We start from the raw sequence: 12,684 nt of genomic DNA, 5'->3' as shown, positions 1-12,684 counted from the left end.
TCAGGGTGTCGGCCACGACGCAGGCCGGCGCTGGCGCATACCCGCAGTTTCGCCGCATTTTTTTTGGATCAGCACTGCCTGATGATATAGACTCCGCGCACGCATGCGAGCGCACTGGCCCGCGAGCGTGCCACCCGGCCGCAAGACCGGGACGGGGACCTGCCGTGACATATCAAAGGATGGGGCGTTGAACGCAGCGCAAAGAAACCGCCATGCCGCGCTGCTCAAGGCCACCGGCTTCGAGGACAGCCCGGCGCTGACGGTGCAGTCGACCGATGGTGAAATCCCCCATGGGCGCGAGCTGAGTTTTGCCTGGCTGACCGGCACCGTGATGACGGGCCTGACCAGCGTGCTGCTCATGGGCGCCGCTCTTTATGTCTCCTTCCAGGGCCAGGACACTTTCTCCACGGCTTATGAGGCCCTGCAGCTTTCGCGCCCCAAGGCGGAAGCGCTGGCCCCCACCGATATGTCGGCCAAGTCCTCCCGCGTCCGGCCGGTCACCGCCACCCGCTCCGATCTCGAAATCATCGAGGCCTCGATCCGCGAGACGGTCGATGGCCGCGACATGATCCGCAACCAGCCCTTCACGCGCATCCGCGCCACGCTGGCGACGGCCCCGACCTCGCTTTCCGAGGGCGTGCCCGATTACGATCCGGTCGCCATTCTCAACGCCACCCAGCCCATCGCCGCCACCGCCAATGTCGATATCAATACCGACGTCTACGGCGCCGAAGTGGAGGGCGAGGTGGCGGTTCGCCTCGCGGCCATGCCGATGACCTTCGTGCCGCCTCGCGCCATTTCCGATCAGTCGGCCGCCGAATATGTGCGCAGCGTCGTCGAGGCCACCTTCTTCAGCGACGACGACACCCCACCGACGCTGGCCTATGCCGCGCTTGGCCCCACGGTACGCGATCTCGGCCTGCTGCCGGGAACCGGTGCGCTGGGCGGGGTGGCCGAGAATGTCACCATCGTTCCGCAGACCACCCAGCCCGCCGACGCCGCGCTCGGCCGCTCCGAACGCTTCCTCACCTTGCGCGAGGCGGCGTCGCTCGACGACGTGCTGGGCAAGAATGGTTTTACCGCCAACCAGGTCGCGCTGGTGGCCGATGCGCTGCGCAATGTACTGCGCAGCACCGATCTCGCCGCCCGCACCCGGCTGCGCATTCTCTACGGCCCGCTCAGCCACGACGCGACCAGCCTCGTCCCCTATCGCATGAGCCTTTATACGCCGCGCAGCGACGGCAGCTACGAATACCGGGCCACCGTGGCCCTCACCGATACGGGCCAGTATGTGCTCGGCATCGAACCGGATTTCGTGGAGTTTCCCGAGGAAGACACCGAGGAAGTCAACGTCGCCAACCTGCCCAGCGTCTATCGCTCCATCTGGGAGACCGGCCGCAAGCACGACCTCGACGATGCCACCATCGAGCGCATCATCGGCATGTTCGCCTATGACGTGGACATGACCAAGAAGATCACCGCCGGCGATTCCATCGAGCTTCTGGAAACCGTGCCGGATGCCGAGGGCCGGACCGAACTGCTCTATGTCGGCCTGACGCTGGGCAGCACCACGCGCCAGCTTTATCGCTTCGGCACCGATGACGGCGTGATCGATTTCTATGATCCCGATGGCGAAACCGGCAAGCGCTTCCTGTCGCGCCGGCCGCTGGAGGGTGGCGGCACGTTGCGGTCGCGCTTCGGCTATCGCATCCACCCCATCTTCCACACGCGGAAGCTCCATACCGGCGTCGATCTCGCCGCCCCCTCGGGCACCCCGATCTATGCCGCCGGCGATGGCGTCATTGAATATTACAAATGGCAGTCCGGCTACGGCAACAAGGTCGAGATCAAGCATGTCAACGGCTACGAAACCGCCTATGGCCACATGTCACGCTATGTCGACGGGCTGGGCGTGGGCAGCACCGTGCGCCAGGGCCAGATCATCGGCTATGTCGGCACTACCGGCCAGTCGACCGGCCCGCACCTGCATTTCGAGATCAAGATCAACGGCAACCTGGTCGATCCGTTGAGTGTGAAGCTGCCCAAGGACAATGTCCTGCCCCAGCAGTATGAAGCCCAGTTCGCCCAGACCATGGCGCAGATCAACGACCTGATGGCGCGTGAACCTGCTCCGGTCACCGTTGCCGACGCCAATCACTAGAGACGCTTGCGCTCCAGCGTCAGCCAGGCGACCAGTGCCGAAACCACGCTGAGCGCCGCCGTGACATAGGCGACCGCTGCGAAAGCCGCATCGGTCGCCGCCAGCCGCAGGCTTTCCTCGGCCGGGCTCAGCCCCTCGGTGACCACGCCGAAAAAGATCGGCAGTTCCGCCGCTGCGTCAAGGTTCTGCTCGAAAACCGAAGCAACCACGGCGCCCAGCAGCGCCACCGCCACCAAACCCGCCACCCGCGCCACGGCATTGTTGACGCCCGACGCGACGCCGGTATCGCCATCGCCCACCGAGGTCATCACCGCCGTCGAGAGCGGCGACACCACCAGCCCCATGCCCAGCCCCAGCAGCACGATCGACGGCAATACCGCCAGCCAGACGGCATGCAGCGGCGCCGTCACGCCCAGCGCTGCGAACGCCGCGGCCACCAGCAGCGAACCGGCGGCAATCAGCGGCGCCGGGCCGAACCGGTCGGCCCACTGGCCGCTCAGCGACGACAACAGCGTCAGACTTATGCCTAGGGGCAGCAGCACCAGCGATACTGTCGCCGGGGATTCCCCCCACCCACCAATCATGGTCATGGGGAGATAGAACATGGTGCCGCCAAGGGCGAAATACAGCGCGAAGGTCAGCGCGTTGGCGCCGGAAAAGCCGAGATTGGCAAAGAGCCGCAGCGGCAGCATCGGATGCAGGCTGCGCCTTTCCCAGATGATGAACATCACGGCCAGCACCAGCCCGGCCCCGCACCACAGGACAGTGTGCGACAGCGGCGGCATGCTTTCGCTGCCATCGCCGGTGAGCCCATAGGCGATGAGCATCAGCGTCAATGTCGCCAGCGCCGCCCCGATCACATCGAGCTTCCGCCCGGCTTCGGGATGGTCGGGCGCCACGCGGAACCACAGCAGCGCCAGCGCCACCAGGCCCAGCGGCAGGTTGATGGCAAACACCAGCCGCCAGCTCCAGTCGCCCAGCGCCGTCAGCACGAAGCCGCCAATGATCGGCCCGGCAATGGTGGTGAGCGAGGACGCCGCCGCCCAGGCGCCGATGGCCCTGCCGCGTTCCTCACGCGGATAGGCCTTGGCGATAATAGCGAGACTCCCCGGCACCATGAACGCTGCGCCCGTCCCCTGCACCGCCCGCGCGATCACCAGCACCAGCGGCGACGGCGCCAATGCGCAGACCATCGAGGCGGCCACGAACACCGCAATGCCCAGCCCGAACATGTTGCGCAGCCCGAACCGGTCCCCGGCCGCCCCGCCCAGCAGGATGAGCGAGGACAGGAACAGCAGATAGCCATTGCTGATCCATTGCGCATCGGCCAGCGTCGCGCCCAGATCGGCGCGGATGGATGGGATGGCGATGGAAATCACCGAGCCGTCGATGAAACCCATGCTCGACGCAAGAATGGCCGCCACCAGCACGAAACGACGGCTGTGCGGCGAAGCGATATCGTGGGTCATGATGGGTCCGGCGCTGATTCCTGGCGAGCCTATTCCTTCGCCACATACACCGCCATCTCGTTGCCGCCCGGCTCACGGAAATGAAAACGTCGCCCGCCGGGAAAGTCGTATTGCGGCCGGGTAATCGTGCCGCCCGCGGCCAGCACGCGCCGCTCGGCATCATCGAGATCCGCGGTGCGGATCACTGCCATGGTCGCCGCCACCTTTTGCGCGGCCTGGTCGATGCCGCCATCGATCCCGGCCTGGTTGATGCCGTCATAGTCCGGGCCATAGCTGGTAATGCCCCAGCCGAACGCGGCCTGGAAGAAGGCACTGGTGACAGCGCGGTTGGTCGAGGGGAATTCGACATAGTCGATCTTGTCGGTCATCGGATTGTTCCTTGTTCTCTTTTTGTTCTATTCGATCCATCCGGACAAGGCAATCGGGATCAGCTCGCCCGAACCCGACTGGCCACAGGAGTAAACCCGTCAACGCCCGCAAGCGTTGCCTGCAACACCTCGCCCGATTATCGCGTCCAGCCGACAAAAAGAGCCGGTCGCTGTGACCGGCCCTTTCACGATTATCCGTCCCGTTCAGGCGGCGGCGTCGGCTTCCGCCTTGCCATCAGGCAGCAGCACGATGCCGTCTTCATTGGCATCGACCACCACATTGGAGCCATCGCTGACCCTGCCGCCGAGGATTTCCTCGGCCAGCCCGTCCTGCACCGTTCGCTGGATCACCCGCTTCAGCGGGCGGGCGCCATAGGCCGGATCATAGCCCTCATTGGCCAGCCACTCGCGAGCCCGCGGCGTCAGCTCGAGGCTGATGTCGCGATCCTTCAGCAGCTGTTTCAGCCGCCCGAACTGGATGTCGACGATCGACCCCATATGCTCGCGGCCCAACCGGTGGAACAGCAGGATTTCGTCGACGCGGTTGAGGAATTCCGGCCGGAACGCCGCCTTGACCATGTCGAGCACCTTGCCGCGCACCAGCTCGACCGAATCCCCGTCCTTGAGATCGACGAGATATTCGGCGCCCAGGTTCGAAGTGAGGATGATCACCGTGTTGCGGAAATCCACCGTACGCCCCTGCCCGTCGGTCAGCCGCCCGTCATCGAGCACCTGAAGCAGCACATTGAACACATCGGGATGCGCCTTCTCGATCTCATCGAACAGCACGACCTGGTAGGGCCGGCGCCGCACCGCTTCGGTCAACACGCCGCCTTCGTCATAGCCGACATAGCCCGGAGGCGCGCCAATCAGCCGGGCGACGGAATGCTTCTCCATGAACTCGCTCATGTCGAGCCGTACCATGGCGGTCTCGTCATCGAACAGGAACTGGGCGAGGCTCTTGGTCAGCTCGGTCTTGCCGACGCCGGTTGGCCCGAGGAACATGAACGAGCCGATCGGCCGGTTCGGATCCTGCAAACCGGCGCGCGACCGGCGTACCGCCTTGGCGACGGCTGCCACCGCTTCGGCCTGCCCGATGACGCGGGCGCCGAGCGAAGTCTCCATATGCAGCAGCTTCTCGCGCTCGCCTTCCAGCATCCGGTCCACGGGAATACCGGTCCAGCGGCTCACCACCTGGGCGATGTCGCTCGAATCGACGGTCTCCTTGGCCATGACCGGGTCCGGCTTGCCATCGCCATTGGCGTCGTCGGCCGCCTTGAGCCGTTTCTCCAGATCGGGGATCACGCCATAGGCCAGCTCGCCGGCCTTGGCCAGGTCGCCCTGACGTTGCGCGATTTCGAGCTGGCTGCGCGCTGCGTCCAGCTCTTCCTTGATCCTGGTCGACCCCTGCAGGCGCTCCTTCTCGGCCAGCCACTTGGCCGACAGGGCCTGGGCCTGCTCTTCGAGATCGGCCAGCTCCGTTTCGAGCCGCCCCAGCCGCGTCTTGGAGCCTTCGTCCTCTTCCTTGCGCAGGGCTTCGCGCTCGATCTTGAGCTGCATGATGCGGCGATCGAGTTCGTCGAGGGCTTCAGGCTTGGAATCGACGGCCATGCGCAGGCGCGCCGCCGCCTCGTCCATCAGGTCGATGGCCTTATCGGGCAGGAAGCGGTCGGTGATGTAGCGGTTGGAAAGAGTCGCAGCACTCACCAGCGCCGAATCGGAAATCCGGATGCCGTGATGCAGCTCGTACTTTTCCTTGAGGCCTCGCAGGATCGAGATCGTGTCTTCCACCGTGGGTTCGTCGACGAAGACCGGCTGGAAGCGACGGGCCAGAGCCGGATCCTTCTCGACATGCTTGCGATACTCGTCCAGCGTCGTCGCGCCCACGCAATGCAGTTCGCCACGCGCCAAAGCGGGCTTGAGCAGGTTCGAGGCGTCCATGGCGCCGTCGGCCTTGCCGGCGCCGACCAGCGTGTGCATCTCGTCGATGAACAGGATGATCTGCCCCTCGGCCGACGTGACTTCGCTGAGCACGGCCTTGAGGCGTTCCTCGAACTCGCCGCGATATTTCGCGCCGGCAATCAGCGCACCCATGTCGAGCGACAGCAGGCTCTTGTTCTTGAGGCTCTCGGGCACGTCGCCATTGACGATGCGGATGGCCAGCCCCTCGGCGATGGCGGTCTTGCCGACGCCGGGTTCGCCGATGAGAACCGGATTGTTCTTGGTGCGGCGGCTCAGCACCTGGATGGTGCGGCGGATTTCCTCGTCGCGCCCGATGACCGGGTCGAGCTTGCCCTCGCGCACATCCTCGGTCAGGTCGCGGGCATATTTCTTGAGCGCATCATAGCTGTTCTCGGCCGAGGCCGAGTCGGCCGTACGGCCCTTGCGGATGGCTTCAATGGCGGCATTGAGCGTCTGCGGCGTCAGGCCGGCCGAACTGAGGATCTTGCCGGCATCACTGTCCTTTTCGACCACCAAAGCCAGCAGCAGGCGCTCGACGGTGACGTAGCTGTCGCCGGCTTTCTGCGCCGCGCTTTCGGCGGTGTCGAAGACCCGCGCCAATTCGCGCCCGAGATAGAGCTGGCCGGCATCGCCGGACACGGTCGGGATTTTGGCAATCGCTGCCTCGACCGCCGCCCGCGCGGCCTTGGGGTCGCCCCCGGCGCGTTCGATCAGCCCGTTGGCCATGCCCTGGTCGTCGTCGAGCAGGACCTTGAGCAGGTGGATGGGAGCGAACTGCTGATGGCCCTTGCCCAACGCCATGGTCTGCGCGCTCTGGATGAAACCGCGAGCCCGCTCGGTATATTTCTCGATATTCAATGCAACTCTCCTTGTCTCGCCCGCTGCCCGGCCCCGAAAGCACCTGAACACACGGCGGAAGCGTCGTCCGATGAAACGCCTGACACGCAGCGCTGCTCCATCACGACCAGTATATGGGGAGCATTTGGCGGGGGAAAAGAGGGGGGCGGGGGGCAGCGATCCGCCACACCCACTGTACCGTCCTCGGACTTGATCCGAGGACCAGTGCCCACTTGTGCCGGATTGATAGTGGCCCTCGGGTCAGGCCCGGGGGCGGTCTGGTGGGTGGGCGGGATTGTGCGAGGCGGTTCGTTGGTGGCGGTGAGGGCGCGGACCGGAACACCCAACCAAAAAGGCCGGACATTGCTGTCCGGCCTTTGAACTTATTCTGCAGGGGTGGTGCCGCCTGCCGTGAGGAAGGCCGGCAATTCGCCGACATCGGGTTGATCGGCACCCGCAAGGTCGCCGCCGTCGCCACCGGCCGGACGGCGACGGCGTGGCCGGCGCTCGCGCGGCTTGCGGGCTTCGCCCTCGGCCTCGACCGGCTGCTGCTCGCCCGGCGCATCTGCCTCTTCGGCTGCAACAGGCTGGGCCTGCTCGGCCGCAGCCACCGGCTGCTGGCCCTCGCCCTCGGGACGGAACCGCTCGCGGCTGCGCTGGCGGTCGCGGCGATCGCCGCGCTGCTGGCGCTCGCCATCCTGGCGCGGCTGGCTTTGCTCGCGATTCTGTTCGCCTTCGCCCTGCTCGTCCCCCTCGGCCTGCTGCACATATTGCTGCTGCTGTGGCGGCTGGGGCGAGGCGAAGCGCGAGTTCATATCGGGCATGTCATCGTCGAAATCATCGTCCTGGCCATCCGGCCGCTGGCCGTTCTGGGCCTGCTGGGCGCTGGAGACGATGCGGAAATAATGCTCGGCATGCTGGAGGTAATTCTCCGCCATGACCGAATCGCCGCTCGACTGGGCATCACGGGCAAGCTGGAGATATTTCTCGGCGACATGGGCGGCATTGCCGCGCACCTTCACGTCCGGTCCGTTGCTCTCGAAATTGCGGGACAACGGATTGACGTGCTTGCGCCCACCGTTCCGGCCACGCTGCCGGTTCTTGTTATTCTGGTTATTGGGTCTCATCTGGTCGCTTTATCTAACTCTAGAAAAATAAGCGTCACACTGCTGGCGGACCGGCAAACTGCCTGGTCGGGCCAATTCCGGAAGAAAGCTCTCTTGGCTCCTCAAACCGGCTCTAATCTGGCTTCATGAAGACCGAAACCGTCTGACGGCGTTCCGAACCCATCCCGCGTCGTTCCAGCCTTTGCCGGAACCGCGCTGCGCATCGCAGCCAATGAATTTGTCGGGTGGCTAGTCGCCGTGGCGCTCATGAAGCGCCGTTGACAGCAGGACCAAACTATAACGTTCGCGTCGTCTTTGCCAGCATTAATTGCGCGTCTCACCACGCGTTGCGACGGATTGCCTTAAAGATGGTGTGCGCCGACCACACGATCAAGCCCGTTGAGGTCACGATGCACCGCCACGTCATCGAACCCGGCTTCGAGAAATAACGCACTGACCGCCGCGCCCTGGTCGTGGCCGATCTCCACCAGCAGCCAACCGCCCGGCACGAGCCAGCGTGACGCCCCCGCCGCGATGACCCGATAGGGCGCAAGGCCATCAGGCCCGCCATCGAGGGCGAGACGCGGATCGAAGTCCTTCACCTCGGGCGCCAGCGTTTCGACCACGGCAGAGGTGATGTAGGGTGGGTTGGAGACGATGAGGTGGAAGCCCTCTTCACCTCTCCCTTCGGGGGAGGTAAGCGGCGCGAACCAACTTCCTTGTAGCAATTCAATCCGCGCGGCCACACCATGCCGCTCGGCATTGGCCTGCGCCGCCTCCAGGGCTTCGGCGCTCAAATCCACCGCCACGGCCGTCGCATCGGGCTGATTGGCCAATACCGCGATGGGAATGCAGCCGGTGCCTGTGCCCAGATCGAGCAGGCGCCCTCCCGCCGGCAGCGCGCCCAGCGCCATATCCACCAGCAGTTCCGTCTCGGGCCGCGGCTCCAGCGTCGCGGCATTGAGCGTGAAGGACAGGCCGTAGAATTCGCGCGCGCCGATGATACGGGCCACCGATTCCCCGGTCATGCGCCGTTGCAGCAATTCGGCGACCCGTCCCGCGGCCTCGCCATCGACCGGCTCATTCTCGCGCATCGCCAGGGCCAGCGTATCGAGGCCGAGCGCGTGTCCGGTGAGCAGTTTGGCATCGAGCCCCGCGCTGTCGAAGCCAAGGCGGGTCAGCACGTCGCGCCAGCCCCGCCACAACGCGCCGATGGTGGGCGCCTGGGTCAGTTGGCCGTCTCCATGGCCGCAAGCTGCTCGGCCTGGCTGGTGGTGATCAACGCCTCGATCAACTCGTCCAGCGCCTCGCCCGCGATGATCCTGTCGAGCTTGTAGAGCGTCAGGCCGATGCGGTGATCGGTGACCCGGTTTTCCGGGAAATTGTAGGTGCGGATGCGCTCGGAGCGGTCGCCCGACCCCACCTGCCCCTTGCGCTCGGCCGAACGGGCGGAATCCCGTTCCTCGCGCTGCATTTCATAGAGGCGCGAGCGCAGCACCAACATGGCCTGGGCCCGGTTCTGGTGCTGGCTCTTCATGGCCGAGGTAACCACCAGGCCCGACGGAATATGGGTGATGCGCACCGCCGAGTCGGTGGTGTTGACGTGCTGGCCGCCGGCACCCGAGGCGCGCATCGTGTCGATGCGAATATCCTCGTTGCGGATGTCGATGTCGATGTCTTCCACCTCGGGCAGCACGGCGACCGTCGCCGCCGAGGTGTGAACGCGGCCCTGGCGTTCGGTCACCGGCACGCGCTGCACCCGATGCACGCCGCTCTCGAATTTCATGCGGGCGTAGACGCCCTTGCCGCTCACATTGGCGATGATTTCCTTGAACCCCCCCATTTCGCCGGGGCTTTCCTCCATCACCGTCACCTTCCAGCCGTGACTGGACGCGTAACGCTCATACATGCGGAACAGATCGCCGGCGAACAGCGCGGCTTCGTCGCCGCCAGTGCCGCCACGGATTTCGAGGATGATCGACTTTTCGTCGGCCTCGTCCCTGGGTAGCAACAGGATACGCACCGCCTGGAACAGCGCCTCGATCTTCTCGTCGAGTTCGACGATCTCGGCCTCGGCCATTTCGGCCATGTCCTTGTCGCCGCTCCTGAGCAGGGCCTCGGCCTCCGCCCGGTCGCTCAGCGCCTTGTTATAGGCGCGGATTTCCCCGACGATCGGCGCCAGCTCGGCATGCTCCTTGGAGAATTTGACGAACTCGTCCGGCCCGGCGCCACCCGAAAGCGCCGCCTCGACATACTGGAACCGCGTCTCGAGCGCGTCGAGCTTGTCCTGGGGAAGAGATGGCATGGTCGTTCAATCCTGTGCGGGCGATGCACCGCTCTATCCAAAAATGCGATGTCATCCCGGCGAAGGCCGGGATCCATCCTGAGATGCAGGAAAATGCTCATCGACCTTGCGGCAAAGGCATGATCTCGACATGGATCCCGGCCTTCGCCGGGATGACACCGTGCATGTAGAAGGCTCGCGGCTCGCCGTCAAACCGGCAGGTTCTGCTTTTCGATCCATTCCTGCAGCAACGCGCGGATGGTCACCCCGTCGGCGCCATCGCTCAGCGCAGCGCCCACCGATTGCTGGATCGGCTTGAGATCGAGATTGAGCACCAGTTCCTTGATCGGCCCGATGGAGGCCGGGCCCATGGAAAGCCGCGTCATGCCCACCGCCATCAAGGCAAGCGCTTCAAGGGGTTTCCCGGCCAGTTCGCCGCACATGGTGATGGGAATGTTGTAGCGCCGCGCCGCATCGACCACCATGCGGATGGCGCGCAGGCGCGGCATGCCGATCGGGTCGTAATTCTTGGCGACACGCGGATTGGCGCGGTCTGAAGCCGTCAGGAACTGCACCAGGTCGTTCGACCCGATGGAAACGAAGTCGGCCTCGGGCAGCAACTGGTCGAGCTCGAACAGCAGCGAGGGCACTTCCACCATCACGCCCAGTTCCAGCCGGCTCGGCAAGACCTTGCCCTGCCGCCGCAGCCGTTCGACTTCCTTCTGCACCACCCGCTTGGTCTGGGTGAATTCGAAGGTCTCGGTGACCATCGGCACCAGGATCTTGAGCGGCCGCCCATTGGCCGCCAGCAGCAGCGCCCTGATCTGCGTGCGCAGCAGGCCCGGCCGCTCCAGCCCCAGCCGGATCGAGCGGAACCCCATGGCCGGGTTTTCCTCGGTCATCGAGCGCTGATAGGGCAGCACCTTGTCGCCGCCGATATCGAGCAGGCGGAACACCACCGGCCGCTCGCCGGCAATGGCCATGGCTTCGGCATAGAGCTCCTGCTGCTCATGCAGCCGGGGGAGCTTGGATGCGATCATGAACTGCAATTCGGTGCGGAACAGCCCGACCCCAGCCGCCCCGGTATCGTCGAGCATCGGCAGGTCGGCCACCAGCCCCGAATTGTGCAGCAGGGTGATGTCGACTCCATCCCTGGTCACCGATGGCTTGTCCCTGAGCGCCGCATAATGCGCCCGCCTTTTGGCAGTGACGCGCACCTTGTCGACATAGGCCTGCTCGATATCGGGCGTGGGCCTGAGATGCACCAGCCCGCCGGGACCATCGAGGATGATATCGTCGCCGGTTTCGCACATCGAGACGATGGACTGCGCCTGCCCCACCGCCACCATGCCGAGCGAGCGCGCCACGATCGCCACATGCGCCGTGGTGCCCCCTTCTTCGAGCACGATGCCGCGCAGCTTCTTGCGGTCATATTCCAGCAGTTCCGCCGGCCCCATATTGCGGGCGACGAGAATGGCATTGTCGGGCAGTTCCTTGCGCCCCAGCGTCAGCCCGTCGCCGGTCAACACCCGCAGCAGCCGGTTGGCCAGATCGTCGAGGTCGTGGAGCCGGTCGCGGATATAGGGATCGGTCTGGCGCAGCATGCGGGCGCGGGTATCGTTCTGCACCCGCTCCACCGCTGCTTCGGCCGAAAGGCCATTGTCGATGGCCTCGGTCAGCCGGTGCACCCAGCCCCGGTCATTGGCGAACATGCGATAGGTTTCGAGGATTTCGCGGTGATCGGTGGCGCCCGCCATGTCGCCATGGTCGAGCATGGCGTCGATGGAGACGCGCATCCGCGCCAGCGCCGATTCGAGCCGCACCTTTTCGGCATCGGTATCCTCGGCGATGAAGTTAGAAACCACGACGCGCGGGTCGTGCAGCACCACCGTTCCCAGCGCAATTCCGTCGGTAAAGCTGACGCCGGTGAACATGCGGGGACGCCTGAGATCGATATCGGACCCCGGCTTGATCAGATTGTCGAAGTCCGAGGTGGCGATCATTTCGGCCAGGATTGTGGCCGTAGTCAGCATCGCCTCGGTTTCGTCCTCGCCATAATGGCGGCGTTCGGCATTCTGCACCACGAGCACGCCCAGCGTCTGGCCGGCCCGCAGCACAGGCACGCCAAGGAAGGCGTTGTAGCGCTCCTCGCCGGTTTCCGGACGATAGGCAAAGCCAGGATGGCTGGTGGCGTCGTCGAGGCTCAGCGGCTCGGCTTCGGCCGCGATGAGGCCGACCAGGCCCTCGCCCAGCCGCAGCGTGGTCATGTGAACCGATTCGGCGGCGAGGCCCTTGGAAGCGAACAGCTCCAGCGCACCATCGTCGCGCAGCACGTAGAACGAGCAGACATCGGCGCGCATGTTGTCGGCGATGAGCCCGACAATCTTGTCGAGTCGCGCCTGCGAAGCCAGCGGCTCCGCCATCGTCTCACGCAATTGCCGCAGCAGCACTCTCGGGCCGCCGATGGTCGTGACCATTACCCCTTAGACGGCCGCCA

Annotated in this window: 8 protein-coding genes; 1 reads left to right on the top strand and 7 read right to left on the bottom strand. The window is 65.2% G+C overall.

Annotation, left to right across the window (positions count from 1 at the left end; genetic code table 11):
- Positions 1 to 187: 187 nt before the first annotated feature.
- Positions 188 to 2,161, top strand: a complete 1,974-nt coding sequence (locus tag ASD80_RS02110) for a M23 family metallopeptidase (protein WP_056228329.1) — start codon at positions 188 to 190, stop codon at positions 2,159 to 2,161.
- Here the strand turns inward: ASD80_RS02110 and ASD80_RS02105 are convergent.
- The 7 genes from ASD80_RS02105 to ptsP all read right to left on the bottom strand — a co-directional run bounded on the left by ASD80_RS02105 (position 2,158) and on the right by ptsP (position 12,664).
- Positions 2,158 to 3,630 (bottom strand): MFS transporter, encoded by a 1,473-nt coding sequence (locus tag ASD80_RS02105; RefSeq protein WP_244488912.1) that lies wholly within the window; start codon positions 3,628 to 3,630, stop codon positions 2,158 to 2,160. The genes ASD80_RS02110 and ASD80_RS02105 overlap by 4 nt on opposite strands.
- A gap of 29 nt (positions 3,631 to 3,659) precedes the next feature.
- Positions 3,660 to 3,998: a VOC family protein gene (locus ASD80_RS02100; RefSeq protein ID WP_056228322.1), complete on the bottom strand. Its 339-nt coding sequence runs from the start codon at positions 3,996 to 3,998 to the stop codon at positions 3,660 to 3,662.
- 204 nt (positions 3,999 to 4,202) lie between these two features.
- On the bottom strand, positions 4,203 to 6,818 hold the full coding sequence (gene clpB / locus ASD80_RS02095) for an ATP-dependent chaperone ClpB (protein WP_056228319.1): 2,616 nt from the start codon (positions 6,816 to 6,818) through the stop codon (positions 4,203 to 4,205).
- A gap of 362 nt (positions 6,819 to 7,180) precedes the next feature.
- Entirely contained in the window at positions 7,181 to 7,924 is a 744-nt protein-coding gene (locus ASD80_RS02090; RefSeq protein ID WP_082554990.1) for a DUF4167 domain-containing protein, read from the bottom strand.
- 341 nt (positions 7,925 to 8,265) lie between these two features.
- Complete coding sequence (gene prmC / locus ASD80_RS02085; RefSeq protein WP_413813355.1) at positions 8,266 to 9,108, bottom strand: peptide chain release factor N(5)-glutamine methyltransferase; 843 nt, start codon at positions 9,106 to 9,108, stop codon at positions 8,266 to 8,268.
- 23 nt (positions 9,109 to 9,131) lie between these two features.
- Entirely contained in the window at positions 9,132 to 10,208 is a 1,077-nt protein-coding gene (gene prfA / locus ASD80_RS02080) for a peptide chain release factor 1 (protein ID WP_056228311.1), read from the bottom strand.
- Positions 10,209 to 10,396: 188 nt separating this feature from the next.
- Complete coding sequence (gene ptsP, locus ASD80_RS02075) at positions 10,397 to 12,664, bottom strand: phosphoenolpyruvate--protein phosphotransferase (protein WP_056228308.1); 2,268 nt, start codon at positions 12,662 to 12,664, stop codon at positions 10,397 to 10,399.
- Positions 12,665 to 12,684 lie beyond the last annotated feature (20 nt).

The organism is Devosia sp. Root635 (assembly GCF_001427605.1).
In the GTDB taxonomy this organism is placed as follows: domain Bacteria; phylum Pseudomonadota; class Alphaproteobacteria; order Rhizobiales; family Devosiaceae; genus Devosia.
The sequence above is the reverse complement of the archived record's forward strand: the minus strand, read 5'-3'. Positions and strand labels throughout refer to the sequence as shown.